The following is a 15,734-nucleotide window of genomic DNA, read 5'->3' as shown; positions in this document are numbered from 1 at the left end:
TTGGATAGTAAGCTCACATGCGCTTGGCGACTTCTTCCAACATGACTTCGCTCGCCCCGCCGCCGATGGCCTGCACACGGGCATCGCGTGACATGCGTTCCACCGGTGTTTCGCGCATATAACCCATGCCGCCGTGAAACTGGACGCAGTCATAAAGCACGCTGTTCACCAGTTCGCCGCAATAGGCTTTGACCATCGAGACCTCTTTCACGCAGTCACCGCCCGCGGCATCCAGACCGGCGGCGTGATAGACCAGCTGACGTCCTGCCGCGATCCGCGTCTGACAGTCGGCCAGCCGTTGGCGCACGGCCTGCTTGTCCCACAGAACGCCGCCAAAGGCCCTGCGCTGCTTGACGTAATCCACGGTCATGTCCAGCGCGGTTTGCGCTTCGGCACAGGCCATCGCACCCAGGACGATGCGTTCGTTCTGGAAGTTCTTCATCACCGAATAGAAACCGCGGTTGACCTCGCCCAGAACGTTTTCGGCCGGGATGCGGACATCTTCGAAGATCAGTTCGGCAGTGTCCGAGCACAGCCAGCCGGTCTTGTTCAACGCCCGTCCGACCGAAAAGCCCGGCGTGCCTTTTTCGACCGCAAACATGGTGATCCCGCGCGACCCCTTGGCATCGGGATCGGTCTTGGCGCCGACAAAGTAGAGATCGCCATGCACGCCGTTGGTGATGAACATCTTGGTGCCGTTCAGCACCCAATCCGACCCGTCCCGCACCGCGCGGGTGCGCATGCCGGCCACGTCCGAGCCCGCGCCCGGCTCGGTCACGGCGACGGCGGTGATCATTTCGCCAGAGGTGATCGACGGCATCCACCGCGCCTTCTGTTCGGGCGTGCCGGCGTTTTCCAGATGCGGCGAGGCCATGTCGGTGTGGACCAGAACCGTGGCCGAGAATCCGCCGAAGGTGGATCGCCCGACCTCTTCGGCCAAAACCACGCTGGACATCACGTCCAGCCCCGCGCCGCCATACTGTTCGTCATAGCGCATCCCCAGAACGCCGAGATCACCCATCCGGCGCAGCACGTCGCGGGGCACCATGCCCTCCTCTTCCCAGGGCTCGGCCTTGGCTGTCACCTCGGTTTCGATGAACCGGCGCAGCTGGTCGCGGATCATCTCGAGGTCTTCGTTGAACGGGCCGGTGACCTGAGTAATGCTGTCTTGTCTGGTCATGTGTTTTCCTCTGGATCGAGTTTGATAAGTGGGGCGTGCCCGGCGACCGTATCGCCGGGTGCACAATAGATTTCTGTCACCACGCCCGCGACCGGCGCGGGCAGGCTTTGCAGCAGCTTCATGGCTTCCAGAACCACCAGCGTGTCGCCGGCTTTGACGCGATCGCCGAGTGCGACACGCACCTCGGCAACGGCGCCGGGCATGGGTGCGGACATCAGGTCAGCGCCGCCAGATCCACCGGTGGCACGTTGCAGATGCTGGTCTTCCAGCGTGCGCAGGTCTGTCGCGGTCATTCCGGCAGGGGTTTGCAGGTGCACCCGCCAGTGACTCGACGCGCGCGCGACATAGGCGGTGCGCGAAAATGGAACCCCGTCGAAGCGTCCGCTCAGACGGCATTCGGCTAAAGCGGCGCTCTCGACCGTTATGGCCTGGCCGTCCGGCTGTACGGCTGTCAACACCGACCCGGAGCCGTTTACGCGGATCTGGTCGTCTTTGGTCGTCGCCCAATAGGATGCTGCACCGGGCCACCCCGCAGGGGCCGTGAGCCGCCATGACCCCAGGCTTTCCCAGGGCGACGCGCCCGCCGGGGCGAGATGCAGATGCAGCGCCATCGCGGCAAGGGCCATGTCCCGGGGATCAGCGGACGGTTCACTCCAGCCGCCTGAGAACATCTCGGGCAGGCCCGAGGTATGGTGCCGGAACGCCGCAAAATCCGGGTGTGTCAGCAACGCGCGCTGATAGGCCAGGTTCAGACCGACGCCACCGACTGCAAAGGCATCCATTGCGACAACCGCCTGACGGATCGCACCGGCCCGGTCCGGCGCGTGGACGATCAGCTTGGCAATCATCGAATCGTAATGGTGGCTGACGACCGAGCCTGCCTCGACCCCGGTATCGAGCCGCACGCCGGCGGGCGGAGCCCAAAGGCTGATCTCGCCCGTTTCGGGGCGGAAATTCTCGTCCGGGTTTTCGGCGGCGATGCGGATTTCAATGGCGTGCCCGTCAAACTGCACATCGCCTTGCGTCAGCGCCAGCGGCTCGCCCCGCGCGATGCGCAACTGCCATTCGACCAGATCGATGCCGGTGATCGCCTCGGTCACGGGGTGTTCCACCTGCAACCGGGTATTCATTTCCAGAAAGTAGTATTCACCGCGCCCGGGGTCATAGAGGTATTCCACCGTCCCGGCGGAGCGATAGCCGATCGCCTGCGCCAACCGCACCGCTGCCGCACGCATGCGGTCGCGCACAGCCTCGGGAAGATCGGCGGCGGGGGCTTCTTCGATCAGCTTTTGGTGGTTGCGTTGCAGCGAACAATCGCGGTCGCCCAGATGCAGCACGGTGCCGTGAGTGTCGCCCAGAACCTGCACTTCGACGTGGCGGGCACGGGGCGCATAGCGTTCGAGGAACACCGCCGGATCGCCGAAGGCGCTCTGCGCTTCGGCCCGGGCAGATGCAATCGCTTCGGGTGCGTCGCCCAGATCGGAGACAAGCCGCATCCCGCGTCCGCCGCCGCCGGCGCTGGCCTTGACCAGAAAGGGGGTGCCAAGCGCCTCGGCCTCTTGCAGCAGGCGCGCGTCGGACTGATCCTCGCCGCGATAGCCGGGCAGGACGGGCACGCCTGCGGCTTCGGCGGCAGCCTTGGCCTCGATCTTGGAGCCCATCCGCGCGATAGCGTCGGGTTCCGGCCCGATGAACACAAGGCCCGCCGCCTCGACCGCCGCCGCGAAACCGGCATTCTCAGACAGAAAACCATAGCCCGGGTGCACCGCACCCGCGCCCGTCGCCCGCGCAGCCTCAAGGATGGCCTCGACGTTCAAATAACTGTCCGACGGGGCGGCCCCACCGATGCAGACGGCATGATCGGCCTCGGCCACGAAGGGCGCGTCGCGGTCCGCGTCCGAAAACACCGCTACGCTTTCCAGCCCCAGTTTGCGGCACCCGCGCTGGATGCGCCGGGCAATCTCGCCCCGGTTGGCGATCAGAACGCGGGTGAAGCTCATTTCACCCGCCATGACGGAACGCCCTTGTTGATGAAGCTGTTGATGCCTTCGATACCTTCCTCCGTCTCCCACGCATCGGCCAGCCGGTCGGCGGTGTAGATCATGTTGGTCTCCAGATCGTGGGACGCGACATAGGCGATCAGCGCCTTGGTATCGGCCACGGCACCCGGCGCGGCCTGAAGGTGATCATGCACCACCCGGTTCACCGTGGCGTCCAAGTCGCCCGACGCGACAACTTCGGTCAACAGACCGATCCGCTCGGCGCGGGCGGTGTCGAACAACGCCCCCGACAGCATGGTCTCACGCGAATGCACCTTGCCGATGCGGGCCACCACATAAGGCGATATATTCGCGGGCAGAAGGCCCAGCTTGACCTCGGTCAGACCGAAGCGCGCGCCTTCGGCGCCGATGGTGTAGTCGCAGACGGAAATCATGCCGACACCGCCACCGTAGGCCGGGCCGTTGATCCGCCCGATCAAGGGTTTGGGCAGCGTGTCGAGACGGCGCAACAACCGCGCCAGCGTGGCGCTCTGGTCTACCCGTTCGGCACGGGACTTTTCGATGTTTGACGAGAACCAGTTGAAATCGCCGCCCGCGCAGAAGCTCTTGCCCGCGCCGGTCAGGACCACAATACGCACATCGTCATCTGCAGCCAGCTTTTCGGCGGCATCGTATAGCTCTGCGATCAATTCGCCATTCAGCGCATTGTGTTTGTCGGGGCGGTTGAGCGTCAGCGTGGCGACGCCGCGCGCATCAGTTTCGACAAGGATCGTGTTGTAGGTATTGTTCAACTTGAAGCCTCACATTCTGAATACAGGCGTATGGCGACCGGCTTCGGGCACCGATGTCACGATGGCCAGGCACAGGCCAAGGATATCGCGGGTTTGCGCGGGTTCGATCAGCCCGTCATCCCAAAGCCGCGAGGTGGCATAATAGGGATCGGACTGTTCACCATACTGGGCCCGAACCTGCTCCTCGATCAGCTTCATGTCGGCCTCCATCTTGCCCGGGTCGCCCCCTTTCTGGCGGCGCAGTTCCAGCATCACATTTGTAGCGATGTCGGCAGACATGGTGGCCAGTTCCGCCGTGGGCCAGGCAAAGAGAAAATTCGGGGCGAAACCACGTCCGCACATGCCGTAGTTGCCTGCCCCGTATGAGCCGCCCAAGAGGACCGACAGGCGCGGCACCTTGGCAACCGACATGGCATAGACCAGCTTGGCACTGTCTTTGGCAATGCCGCCGCGCTCGGCTTCGGTGCCGACCATGAAGCCCGAGATGTTGTGGAGGAACAAAAGCGGGATGTTGCGTTGATCGCACATCGACACGAATTGCGCGCCCTTGAGCGAACTGTCGGACACAAGCGCCCCATTATTTGCGAGAATGCCCACTCGATAGCCGTGAATCCGCGCGGTGCCGCAGACCAGCGTCTCACCCCATCCGGGCTTGAATTCGCGGAATTCGCCGGCGTCGATCATGCGCAGTAGAACCTCGCGCATGTCATAGGGCTGTTTGCGATCGGCGCTGATGACGCCAAGCAGTTCCTCTGGGTTGCGCGCCGGCGGCGCGCAGGTTGCATCGGGACCCATCGGGCGCGACAGGCCCAGTTCGGATACGATGTCGCGCATCAGAGCAAGCGCATGATACTCGTCCTCGGCCAGATGGTCAGACACACCGGAGACGCGCGAATGCATCTCGGCCCCCCCCAATGTTTCTCCATCAACCTCTTCGTTGATCGCCACCTTGACGATCGAGGGGCCGCCCAGATGGATGCGTGCGTTGCCGCGTACCATGATGACTTCGTCCGACAGGGCCGGGATATAGGCCCCACCGGCCGTGCAGCCTCCAAAGACCGCCGCGATCTGCGGCAGGCCGCTCGCGGACATGTTGGTTTGACGATAAAAGGAATTGCCGAAATGGCGGGCATCGGGGAAAACCCGGTCCTGCTCTGGCAGATAGGCACCGCCGCAATCCACCAGATAGAGGCAGGGCAGCCGGTTCTCGGCTGCGATTTCCTGGGCGCGGATGTGTTTCTGCACGGTTTCGTGATAGAAAGACCCACCCTTCACTGTCGCATCGTTGGCGATCACAACGCAGGGAAGCCCGTGGACGATCCCGATACCGGTCACGATTCCCGCACCGGGCACCTCGCCCCCGTATTGACCGTAGGCGGCAAGCGACGACAGCTCAAGAAACGCAGTGCCCGTATCTACCAGCAGGTCGATCCGTTCGCGAACCAACAGCTTGCTGCGCTTGCGATGCCGCGCGACCATGTCGGGGCGGCCGCCAGCCGTTGCTTCGGCGATCCGCGCGCGCAGCGTTTCGACGCGCTCGCTTTGTGCGGCGTGGTTGCGGGTGTAGGTCTCTGATGCGGTCAGCACCGCTGTTTCAAGACGTGCCATGAAGTCAGGTATCCTGTCTTTGGAGTATCCCGTTGAGGAACACATCGGCATAGGTGCGTGACAACGCATCGGCGCTACCGCGGTCCGGGTCGAACCAATCGAGCGTGGCGTTCAATGTACCGATCAGCATCAGGCGCAGGCGACGGATATCGACGTCTTGCTTCAGCGTGCCATCTTTCTTAAGCTGGGACAGAAGACTGTCCCACTCAGCCTCATAGGTCCTGCGCGTGGGCAAGTTGGCATCCCGGACGGATTGCGGCACCTGCCCGAAAATACGCACATTCGCCGATGTATAATCGCTCACATCAAGAAGCGCGCGCAAATGCGCCCGGATCGCAGAGCGCAGGATCGTTTCGCCATCGGTATCGGCTGGCAGGTCGGTGATGGCGTCTCTCATACTCGCGTGAACGACCCGAATCCCTGCATCAAGAACGGCCGCGACGATCTCGTCCTTGGAACCGAAATGATAGTATATGCTACCCGCCTTGATCCCGGCGGCCTCGGCAATTTTTCGGAGCGAAACGGACCCGTAGCCTTGTTCGCGGAAAAGCCGCGCGGCAATGTCCAGCACCCCGTCCCGTCCAACCGCGCTGCGCGATGTCTCGTTGACTTTGATTGCCGTGTTTTGTGCCATAGACTTTCGTATCGCCCCAACGCCTAACTAACGCCTGTTAGGTTAATAGCCCAAGTGAGTAAATCGTCGTGATCGTGCCAGACTAGAGTCTGCGGAAAATTCCGCATTGGCGACCGCCAAGAGGCCGCCCAGACATTAATGTGCTTGCCCGGGCCCGATGACGGGGTCCGGGCAAATGCCTTAGATCACGAAACCGCCACCGCAGATGATGTGTTGGCCTGAAATGAAGTTCGATTCCGGCGCACAGAACAGATAGACAGCACCGGCAGCTTCTTCCGGAGTGCCGACCCGGCCCAGCGGGATCATGTGCTCCATCTGGGACAGGAGATCGGGATTCACGCCGACCTTGATCTCTTTTTCCTCGACCTGGATCGTGCTGTCTCCGTCGGCGCTGCCCTCGGTCAGGCGGGTGCGGATCGGGCCGAAAGCCACGGCATTGACGTTGACCTTGTAGCGGCCCCATTCCTTGGCCATCGTCCGGGTGACACCCAGAATGCCGGCCTTGGCGGCGGAATAGTTGATCTGGCCAGCATTGCCGCCGGTCCCTGCGATGGACGAGATGTTGACCACCTTGCGGAACACTTCCTGTCCGGCGGCGGCCTCTTCCTTGGCCTTGGCGCTGATCACCGGCTGCGCGGCGCGCAGGATCCTGAAGGGGGCCGTCAGGTGAACGTCGATGATCGCCTGCCATTGTTCGTCGGTCATTTTCTGAACGACGCTGTCCCAAGTATAGCCCGCATTGTTCACGATGATGTCCAGCCCGCCAAAGCTGTCCATGCCGGTCTTGATGAACCGTTCGGCAAAACCGTCTTCGGTGACGCTGCCGGCACAGACCACGGCCTCGGCTCCCGTTGCGCGTACCGCCTCGGCGGTTTCATTGGCCGGATCCGCATCCAGATCGTTGATCACCAGCCGGGCCCCTTCCGAGGCCAGTTTGAGAGCGATTTCGCGGCCAATGCCCCGGCCCGAGCCCGAGACCAGCGCCACGCGCCCGTCGAGTTTTCCAGTCATATTGATTCCTCCCGAAAGTCGCTATCAGGCTTTTTCATAAAGCGTGGTGACGCAGGCCCCGCCGAGGCCCAGATTGTGCTGAAGCGCCAGACGTGCGCCATCAACCTGGCGCGCATCTGCCTGGCCGCGAAGCTGCTGAACGAGCTCGGTACATTGCGCTAGGCCGGTCGCCCCAAGCGGATGGCCTTTGGACAATAGACCGCCCGACGGGTTGGTCACGTATTTTCCGCCGTAGGTGTTGTCGCCATCATCAACGAATTTCGCCGCTTCGCCGCGACCGCAAAGGCCAAGCGCCTCATAGGTGATCAGCTCGTTGTGGGCGAAACAGTCGTGCAGTTCGACCACATCCACGTCCTCGGGCCCGATGCCCGCGTCCTCGTAAACCTGATCGGCGGCGCGCTTGGCCATCGAAAAGCCGACCACTTCGCGCATGTCATGGGCTTCGAAAGTTTCCGGGCCGTCCGTCGTCATGGCCTGCGCCGCGATCCGAACCGAACTGTCCAGTCCGTGCTTGTCGGCGAATTCCTTGGAACAAATGATCGCGGCGGCCGCGCCACAGGTTGGCGGACAGGCCATGAGCTTGGTCATGATGCCGGGCCAGACGACCTGGGTGGCCATGACGTCTTCCGCCGTCACCTCCTGCCGGAACAGGGCAACCGGATTCTTCGCAGCATGTCGGCTGGCCTTGGCGCGGATTTTTGCGAAGGTTTCCAGGGGGGTGCCGAACTCGTCCATATGCGCCTTGCCCGCACCGCCGAAGTACCGCAGCGCCAGCGGGATCTCGGCACTGCCAACCAGTTCGTCGGTTTCTCTGTCGAATGCCGCAAAGGGGCTGACCCGGTCATGGAACATCGCACCGATTGCGCCGGGCTGCATCTGTTCGAACCCTAGTGCCAGAGCACATTCGACCGCGCCGCTTTCAACTGCCTGCCTGGCCAGGAACAGGGCGGACGATCCGGTCGAGCAGTTGTTGTTCACATTCAGAACCGGGATGCCTGTCATTCCGACATGGTACAGGGCGCGCTGACCGCAGGTGCTGTCGCCATAGACATAGCCAACATAGGCCTGTTGGACTTTATCATAATCCAACCCCGCGTCAGCCAGAGCGGACCGGGTCGCAGCGGTCGCCATCACATCGTAGCTTTCGGATTTTCCCGGCTTCTGGAACGGGACCATCCCAACGCCTGCAACATAGGCTTTGTCTGTCATTTCTCTCTCTCCCAAGTTCGGTCAGGCCACCCTAATCGGTCCGCCAGTCTATTTTCTACCATTTGTTAGATTTTTAATTCTAACCTTGGGAAGTGTCAATATCGCCAAGCTGTGACGTAGGGAGCTTGCGCTATTTTCTAACTTGTGTTTGATTTCGGGCCACACGCCCTGATCGGCGGCACAATTGAGGGATTCTGGTCCCGGCGCAACCGCCGACAAGCGTTTAGCACTCAGCTTACGAAAGGTGGTCGGAATGGCATACTGTTATGAGTTCAAGGGTTTTATACCCGTCGTGCCCGAGGATACATATGTCCACCCTCAGGCCGTTCTGATCGGGAATGTCATCCTGGGTCATGGATGCTACATCGGCCCCGGGGCAAGCTTGCGGGGCGATTTCGGCAGGATCGTGATCGGGGATGGAGCCAATGTTCAGGACAATTGCATCATCCATTCCTTTCCCGGCCGCGACGCCGTGGTGGAAAGCGACGGCCACATCGGCCATGGCGCGATCCTGCACGGTTGCACGGTGGGCCGGAACGCTCTGGTCGGAATGAATTCCGTCATTATGGATGGTGTAGAGCTTGGGGCGGAATCGATTGTCGGCGCGCAGGCGTTTGTGCGTGGCGAAACCGTGATTCCGTCGCGTTCGATGGTGGTGGGATCGCCGGCAAAGGTGATCCGCGAGGTCAGCGAGAAAGAAATCGCGTGGAAAACGCGCGGCACCGCGGAATACCAGCAACTTGCGCGCGATTGTCTGGCCGGATTGACGCCGGTCGAGCCGCTGAAGGCGGTCGAGGCAGACCGGCCCGGCATGGCGGCCTCTGACGTCGTTTCGATTCAGGAGGCGCGGCAGACATCGTCCTGACCTGTCCGGGAACCGGACCGGTCAGGACTACTTCAGCTTTCGAAAGCGCCAGTTGGAAGCGCCTTGATGCGGAACGGCACTCCCCGACCCGGTGTGCCGTCCCTCAAGCCTTTACAGCCGGAAGATCCCGTAGTGTGGTTCCTCGATCGGTGCATTGAGCGAGGCGGAAATCGACATGCCAAGCGCGTTGCGTGTGTCCGCCGGATCGAGGATGCCGTCGTCCCACAATTCCGAGGTCGAGGTATAAGCCTCGACATCGCGCTTGTATTTTTCCAGCACCGGTTCGCGGATCGCGGCGATTTCTTCTTCGGTCAATTCCTTGCCTTCGCGCTGAAGCTGCCGGATCTTGACGTCAGCCATAGTATTGGCGGCCTGATCCGCACCCATCACGCCGATCTCGGCCTGGGGCCACATGAATAACGTGCGCGCATCCCAGGCCCGCCCGCACATGCCGTAATTGCCTGCCCCGTAAGAGGCATTGGCGATCACGGTGAACTTCGGCACGACCGAGCCACCCTGTGCCATCAGCATCTTGGCGCCGTCCTTGGCGATGCCGCGTTCTTCGTATTCGCGGCCCACCATATAGCCGGTGATGTTCTGGAAGAAGACCAGAGGCGTGCGGTTCTGATTGCACAGCTGCATGAAATGCGCTGCCTTCAGAGAACTGTCGTTGAACAGCACCCCGTTGTTGGCAAGAATGCCGACCTTGTAGCCCCAGATATGGGCAAAGCCGCACACCATCGTGGTGCCATAGTCCGGCTGATATTCGTGGAACCGCGATCCGTCCACGATCCGGGCCAGAACCTCGCGCATGTCGAACTGGGTTTTCCGGTCCTTCGGAATGATCCCGTAGAGTTCTTTAGGGTCGTAATACGGTTCCTCAAAAGATGCGGTTTCGATGATCGTTTTCGGTGTGCGCTTCCACTGGCTGACAATTTCGCGCGCCAGTGAAAAGGCATGCTGTTCGGTCGCGGCGCGATAATCGCCCGTGCCCGAGACCGAGGTGTGCATGACCGCGCCGCCAAGCTCCTGAACACCGACCTCTTCGCCGGTGGCCGCCTTGACCAGCGGCGGACCGCCAAGAAAAATCGCGCCTGTGCCTTCGATGATGATGTTGTAGTCGCTCAGCGTCGGCACATAGGCGCCGCCAGCCGTACAGTGTCCGCCAACCACGGCAATCTGCGGGATATTGGCCTGGCTCAGCTTGACCTGGTTGCGGAACACCCGCCCGCCCAGATACCGGTCGGGAAACACCCCGTGCTGCAGCGGCAGGAATCCGCCCGCGCTGTCGCAGATATGGATGACCGGCAGGCGGTTTTCCAAGGCGACATCCAGAAGGCGCACGATCTTTTTCACGGTATGCGGATACCAGGCACCGCCCTTGACGCTGGCATCGTTGGCGTGGATGGCGACCTCGCGGCCTTGCACGATGCCGATCCCCGTAACCACACCTGCGCCGGGCACCGCGCCGTCATATTCACGACAGGCCGCGAGGGTCGAAAACTCCAGGAACGGCGTGCCGGGGTCCAGCAACAATTCCAGCCGCTCGCGCACGCCCAGTTTGTTCTGGCGGGCAAGGCGGTCAAAGTCGCGCTGCGGGCGCTCATAGCGTGCAGCGTGCTGGCGGGCGTGAAATTCCTTCAGCCGTTCGGACATGGCGGCATAATTTGCCTTGTAGTCGGCGGCATTGGTGTCGATCTGACTTTCAATTCTGCGCATGGTCACTCCTCCTCCGGAGCCAATTGGGCCAAGATGTCTTTCAGACCGAAACTGTCGCCTTCGGCGAATGGCATTTCGGCAACGACCCCGTCGCGCGGCGCCGTCAGTGTGGTTTCCAACTTCATGCTTTCGATCACCAGAAGCGGCTGGCCTTCTTCAACCGCATCGCCGGGTTTAACCGCAACTGACACCACGACACCCGGCATGGGCGCCACCAATCGGTCGTCGCTCGCGCCACCGTCGCTTCCGGCCAGGCGTTCGGCGGGATCAACCCGCCCGACTTCGTAGGTTCGCCCGTCCATGTGCATAAAAGTTGCTTCCGGCCCCACGGCCAGTCGCAATTCGCGCACAACACCCTTGGCCCGCAGCTTGTAACCGCCCGGCAGACCCGTCGGGTCCAATTGGCAGGCAACAGCGCCAGTGGGGGTATTGAGCACGAACCGGCTGCCATCATGACCCAGCCAGCAATCAGTCTCTACTCCGTCGATCTGAAAAATCCGTTGCATCAGTTTCTCCACCCGCCCATCTTGCGGTACATTTCCGGTATCTGCATTACGTCACTCACCAGTCGCTCGTCCGATAGAGCCGCCGCCGCCATCAACAGGTCAGAGACATCTTCGCCCGGCGCGGTCAGCGTTTCGGATTGTTCAGCCAGAAACCCGGTTGATACGTCGCCCGAGGCAAAATCGGGATGCGCAAGGATTTCATCCAGATAGCCGGTGTTGGTCGTCACCCCCAGAACCACATAGTTTTGCACCGCATTTCGGGCACGGGTGATGGCCTGCGCGCGATCCCGGCCATGCACGATCAGCTTGGACAGCATCGGGTCGAAGTCGGTCGTCACCTTGCCGCCATCCAGAATGCCGCTGTCCACACGGATACCCTCGCCCATCGGTTCGTCCAGCAGCAGGATATCCCCTATCGCAGGACGAAAATCGGCCGTTGCGTCCTCGGCGCAGATGCGCAATTCGATCGAATGGCCAATCTGGGGAATATCCGCCTGCGCGGCGCTCAAGCACTCGCCCGCCGCTACGCGCAGTTGCTCAGCAACCAGATCAAAGCCGGTTACCATCTCGGTCACCGGATGTTCGACCTGAAGGCGGGTGTTCATTTCCAGGAAATAAAAGGCCCCGTCCTGCGCATAGATGAATTCAACGGTCCCTGCCCCGCGATAGTTGACGGCGCGGGCAATTCCGGCAGCGGTTTCGCAGATCTCACCCCGTTGCTCGGGGGTCAGCGCCGGAGAGGGCGTTTCCTCGATAATCTTCTGGAACCGGCGCTGGATCGAACATTCGCGTTCCCAGAAATGTACCACGTTGCCTTGCCCGTCGCCCATCACCTGCACCTCGATATGGCGCGGGCGTTCGATATAGCGTTCGACAAACAGACGGCCGTCACCGAAATACCGTTCGCCTTCGCGGCGCGCGGTTTCGATTTCGGTCTCCAGCGTGCTGTCTTCGCGTACGACGCGCATGCCCTTGCCACCGCCGCCGGCCGAGGGTTTGATCAGCAGCGGATAGCCAACGGCGCGGGCGCGTTCGACAAAGCTCGCCGGATCGTCATCCTCGATCGCCGAGGGGGCGACGGGAAACCCGCGTTCCTCGACAAAGGCGCGGGCGCGGACCTTGTCGCCCATCAGGTCGATGACCTCGGACGTCGGACCGACAAAGGTCACTCCGGCTCTTTCCAGCGCCGCGACAAAACCGGCATTCTCTGACAGAAAGCCATAGCCGGGGTGCACCGCGTCCGCGCCGATCTTTGTTGCCGCCGCGACGATCTGAGAAATGTCGAGATAGGCGGCCACGGGCGTCGGGCCGTCGATCATCACGACCTCATCTGCGATCAGATGGGCCGGCCCCTCTTGCTCGGCGACATGGCGTAAAACGGCCGTCTCAAGCCCGCGGGCCTTGGCGGTGCGCAACACGCGCGCCGCGATCTCACCCCGATTGGCGACCAGGAGTTTCGAAATGGTCATGGGCCTGTCCTCTTAGTTCGGGTTCGCGGCGTTTAGCCGGTCACGTGCGGCCAGATCGGCGGGCACGGGAATTTCAATATCAAGCAGCATCTGCGCGAAGCCTTTGCCCTGTGGGTCGATGCGGACCGAGGCGATTCCGCCACCGCCAAGCGAGTCATGCAACAGGAAATTCAGCGCATGGCTTCCGGGCAGGTCGAACCGTTCGACCGTGCCTTCGCAGACATGGACGAAATAGTCTTTCACCACTTCTTCGCTGAGAGCCGAGCGGATATATGGCAGGTAGTCCGGCTTACGCGCAAGGATGCCTATATTGGCGATATTCCCCTTGTCGCCCGAGCGGCCCCAGGCCAGATCGACGAGGCGGACCTTGACAACGTCCGGGCCGGGCTCGCGGCTATCTGCGGGCGGTGCGGCAGGCGGATCAAGGTGGACTGGCGTAGTGGCCACGCTCACGGGCACATCCTTGCCGTCGACCTCGACCGCGACGGGGGTTTCGGCCTTGCTCTGAAGGAAGGAAAATAGACGGACCACCGGCTGCACCTTTGGCCGTCCGGCGAAGAACCCGGTCAGACCCTGCGCGGTCGAAATCGCCATCGGTGCGATTTCACCGGCAAAGATGTTCAGCGCGGCGCGATTGTCATGGACCGCGCCGATCTTGAGCACCACCTCGCGGGTCCGCGCGCGCGCGTTTGCGCCATATGCCGCCTCGGCGCCCAGCACCTCGACGCTGACCTGCCGAAAATCGTCCATTTTGCGGTCGCGAAAAATCCGGCGACAGCGTGTCAGGATCGCCTCGGCCACACGTTCGGCCTTGGCAGGGGCATCAATCGCGGCCAGTGTCAGGGTAGAGACCGCGCGCCAGCCATCGGCATGGGTCGCCGACACCTTGTAGCTGTCGGTGCGCCCAAGCCCCCTGCCGCCCTTGACCAGCACCCGGTCGGGTCCGACCTGTTCCAGGGTGACCCCGGACCAGTCGCAGATCACGTCGGGCAACAGGTAGGCGCGCGGGTCCCCGATTTCATAGAGCATCTGCTCTCCGACTGACCCGGGCACGACCAGCCCGCCGGTGTCAGGCGTCTTGGTCATGATGAAACTGCCGTCTTCGGACACCTCGACGATGGGCATGCCCATATTGTCCCAACCCGGCACGTCCTGCCAGTCGGTGAAGTTGCCGCCGGTTCCCTGGGGGCCGCATTCGATCAGGTGGCCGGCCAGCGATCCCTGACTGAGCTTGTCCCAGTCATCATCGCCCCAGCCGTATTCATGCATCAGGGGGCCAAGCGCGACGGCGCTGTCGGCACAGCGTCCGGTGATCACGATGTCGGCCCCGGCATCCAGCGCGGCAGCAATGGGGCGGGCACCCAGATAGGCGTTCATGCTCCATATATCGTCTGGAAATTCGACACCCGAGAACATTTCCGTCTGACCGCTTTTGCGAATTTCATCGGCCCTAGGCAACAGGTCATCGCCCAGCACGACTCCGATGGACAGATCGATCCCGGCCCCGGCGGCGGCTTTGGCAAGCGCATCGCTGCAACCACGCGGGTTCACACCTCCGGCATTGGCAACGACCTTGATCCCTTTTGCCTTGATGTCTGGTAACCAGGGTGCCAGCGCCTTGATGAAATCCGGCGCATAGCCCGACTCGGGTGTTTTGGCGCGGGCCCGCGCCATCAGCGACATTGTCACCTCTGCCAGATAATCAAACACCAGATAGTCGATCTCGCCCTTTGAGACCAGTTGACCGATCGCTTCCGGCGTATCGCCCCAGAAGCCCGATGCACATCCGATGCGCAGTTTTTGTTCTGACATATACCTCTCCTCCCCGCTTGGTCAGCGGCCTGTCCATTCAGGTTTGCGCTTCGTAACAAAGGCATCAAAGCCTTCGCGCGCGTCTTCGGTCTGCGCTACTCGCGGCAACAGCGTTTCTGCAAACCGCATCTGCTGTGGATAGGTCATGTCCTCCATCGCGTGGCAGGCGTATTTCCCCAGCCGGATCGCGCTCGGCGACTGCGCAGCAATCTGGGAAACCAGTTCTGCAACCTTGTCGTCCAACCCCACAGCATCGGTCACATAGTTGACCAGATTGAATTGCAGGGCTTCCTCGGCCGTCAAAGGAACGCCGGTGATGAACATCTCCATCAGTCTCCGTCGGGGCAGCACGCGCATCATGGGTGGCACGATCGTCATGGGAAACAGGCCCACCTTGACCTCGGGCGTTCCGATGCGGGCGTGATCCGCCATCACAGCCAGATCGCAGGCACAGATGATGCCCGCCCCCGCCCCCATCGCGACGCCATTGATGCGTGCGATCGTTGGCTTTCGGCACGCCTGTACCGTCTCGAACAACCTTCCGGCAAAATGATCCGGGTCCGCCGGATCCTGAATAAACGGGCCGCCATCCGCACCCGCCTTGATGTCGCCCCCGGCACAGAAGGCGCGCTCACCCTCGCCGGTCAAAACGATCACGCGGCAATCGCTGTCCCTCTCGGCAGCACATATGGCGGCCATGATCCCGTCCGCGACCTCGCGGTTGAGGGCATTTCGATGGTCAGGACGTTTTATCGTGATACGCACTTCTTTGCCGCGCGCCTGCGATTGAACAACGCTCTCAGTCATTTCCGAAGCTCCCCCCCTGTATTCTATTCTGACCACCGCGCTTTCTAACGTCAGGTCGCCAAAAGCTTGGCTTGATCTATTTTCTAACATGTGTTTGATTTTGGTCAACACTGCGGACGACAT

The 15,734-nt window shown here is 61.9% G+C and carries 13 protein-coding genes; 1 reads left to right on the top strand and 12 read right to left on the bottom strand.

Features of this window, described 5'->3' with window-relative positions:
- Positions 1–13: 13 nt before the first annotated feature.
- The 7 genes from KPG71_RS12620 to KPG71_RS12590 form a co-directional block, all read right to left on the bottom strand.
- Positions 14–1,180, bottom strand: a complete 1,167-nt coding sequence (locus KPG71_RS12620; RefSeq protein WP_103911550.1) for an acyl-CoA dehydrogenase family protein — start codon at positions 1,178–1,180, stop codon at positions 14–16.
- Positions 1,177–3,192 carry a biotin carboxylase N-terminal domain-containing protein gene (locus tag KPG71_RS12615; RefSeq protein ID WP_103911551.1) on the bottom strand — a complete coding sequence of 672 codons (2,016 nt, stop codon included), beginning with the start codon at positions 3,190–3,192 and terminating at the stop codon, positions 1,177–1,179. Before KPG71_RS12615 ends, KPG71_RS12620 begins: the two co-directional genes overlap by 4 nt.
- Complete coding sequence (locus KPG71_RS12610) at positions 3,177–3,971, bottom strand: crotonase/enoyl-CoA hydratase family protein (protein WP_027238784.1); 795 nt, start codon at positions 3,969–3,971, stop codon at positions 3,177–3,179. Before KPG71_RS12610 ends, KPG71_RS12615 begins: the two co-directional genes overlap by 16 nt.
- Before the next feature lie 9 nt (positions 3,972–3,980).
- Entirely contained in the window at positions 3,981–5,579 is a 1,599-nt protein-coding gene (locus KPG71_RS12605; RefSeq protein ID WP_027238783.1) for an acyl-CoA carboxylase subunit beta, read from the bottom strand.
- Between the two features lie 4 nt (positions 5,580–5,583).
- A complete protein-coding gene (locus KPG71_RS12600) occupies positions 5,584–6,213 on the bottom strand; it encodes a TetR/AcrR family transcriptional regulator (protein WP_027238782.1) in 630 nt (209 codons plus the stop codon).
- 180 nt (positions 6,214–6,393) lie between these two features.
- The gene (locus KPG71_RS12595; RefSeq protein WP_027238781.1) at positions 6,394–7,224 is read right to left on the bottom strand and encodes an SDR family NAD(P)-dependent oxidoreductase; all 831 of its coding nucleotides are present in this window, start codon (positions 7,222–7,224) and stop codon (positions 6,394–6,396) included.
- 24 nt (positions 7,225–7,248) lie between these two features.
- A complete protein-coding gene (locus KPG71_RS12590; protein WP_027238780.1) occupies positions 7,249–8,433 on the bottom strand; it encodes a lipid-transfer protein in 1,185 nt (394 codons plus the stop codon).
- 253 nt (positions 8,434–8,686) lie between these two features.
- Here KPG71_RS12590 and KPG71_RS12585 point away from each other — a divergent pair, with 253 nt between their 5' ends.
- The gene (locus KPG71_RS12585; protein ID WP_027238779.1) at positions 8,687–9,298 is read left to right on the top strand and encodes a transferase hexapeptide repeat family protein; all 612 of its coding nucleotides are present in this window, start codon (positions 8,687–8,689) and stop codon (positions 9,296–9,298) included.
- A gap of 111 nt (positions 9,299–9,409) precedes the next feature.
- Here KPG71_RS12585 and KPG71_RS12580 read toward each other — a convergent pair whose 3' ends face one another.
- From KPG71_RS12580 to KPG71_RS12560, 5 genes are read right to left on the bottom strand one after another with little or no spacing between them, the layout of a single operon-like run.
- Complete coding sequence (locus tag KPG71_RS12580; RefSeq protein WP_027238778.1) at positions 9,410–11,017, bottom strand: acyl-CoA carboxylase subunit beta; 1,608 nt, start codon at positions 11,015–11,017, stop codon at positions 9,410–9,412.
- Between the two features lie 2 nt (positions 11,018–11,019).
- Complete coding sequence (locus KPG71_RS12575) at positions 11,020–11,535, bottom strand: acetyl-CoA carboxylase biotin carboxyl carrier protein subunit (protein WP_027238777.1); 516 nt, start codon at positions 11,533–11,535, stop codon at positions 11,020–11,022.
- The gene (locus tag KPG71_RS12570; protein ID WP_050685926.1) at positions 11,523–12,992 is read right to left on the bottom strand and encodes an acetyl/propionyl/methylcrotonyl-CoA carboxylase subunit alpha; all 1,470 of its coding nucleotides are present in this window, start codon (positions 12,990–12,992) and stop codon (positions 11,523–11,525) included. Before KPG71_RS12570 ends, KPG71_RS12575 begins: the two co-directional genes overlap by 13 nt.
- Positions 12,993–13,004: 12 nt before the next feature.
- Positions 13,005–14,804: an acyclic terpene utilization AtuA family protein gene (locus KPG71_RS12565; protein ID WP_050685923.1), complete on the bottom strand. Its 1,800-nt coding sequence runs from the start codon at positions 14,802–14,804 to the stop codon at positions 13,005–13,007.
- A 21-nt stretch (positions 14,805–14,825) separates the two neighbouring features.
- A complete protein-coding gene (locus tag KPG71_RS12560) occupies positions 14,826–15,734 on the bottom strand; it encodes an enoyl-CoA hydratase-related protein (protein WP_253196247.1) in 909 nt (302 codons plus the stop codon).

It is taken from the genome of Roseovarius sp. PS-C2 (genome assembly GCF_018862045.1).
Classification (GTDB): Bacteria; Pseudomonadota; Alphaproteobacteria; order Rhodobacterales; family Rhodobacteraceae; genus Roseovarius.
This window is presented reverse-complemented; position numbering and strand designations above follow the sequence as displayed.

Coding starts and splice junctions, on each gene's coding strand:
- KPG71_RS12620 (WP_103911550.1), bottom strand. CDS start 1,180: ATGACCAGACAAGACAGCATTACTCAGGTCACCGGCCCGTTCAACGAA.
- KPG71_RS12615 (WP_103911551.1), bottom strand. CDS start 3,192: ATGGCGGGTGAAATGAGCTTCACCCGCGTTCTGATCGCCAACCGGGGC.
- KPG71_RS12605 (WP_027238783.1), bottom strand. CDS start 5,579: ATGGCACGTCTTGAAACAGCGGTGCTGACCGCATCAGAGACCTACACC.
- KPG71_RS12600 (WP_027238782.1), bottom strand. CDS start 6,213: ATGGCACAAAACACGGCAATCAAAGTCAACGAGACATCGCGCAGCGCG.
- KPG71_RS12595 (WP_027238781.1), bottom strand. CDS start 7,224: ATGACTGGAAAACTCGACGGGCGCGTGGCGCTGGTCTCGGGCTCGGGC.
- KPG71_RS12590 (WP_027238780.1), bottom strand. CDS start 8,433: ATGACAGACAAAGCCTATGTTGCAGGCGTTGGGATGGTCCCGTTCCAG.
- KPG71_RS12585 (WP_027238779.1), top strand. CDS start 8,687: ATGGCATACTGTTATGAGTTCAAGGGTTTTATACCCGTCGTGCCCGAG.
- KPG71_RS12580 (WP_027238778.1), bottom strand. CDS start 11,017: ATGCGCAGAATTGAAAGTCAGATCGACACCAATGCCGCCGACTACAAG.
- KPG71_RS12570 (WP_050685926.1), bottom strand. CDS start 12,992: ATGACCATTTCGAAACTCCTGGTCGCCAATCGGGGTGAGATCGCGGCG.
- KPG71_RS12565 (WP_050685923.1), bottom strand. CDS start 14,804: ATGTCAGAACAAAAACTGCGCATCGGATGTGCATCGGGCTTCTGGGGC.
- KPG71_RS12560 (WP_253196247.1), bottom strand. CDS start 15,734: ATGTCGTCCGCAGTGTTGACCAAAATCAAACACATGTTAGAAAATAGA.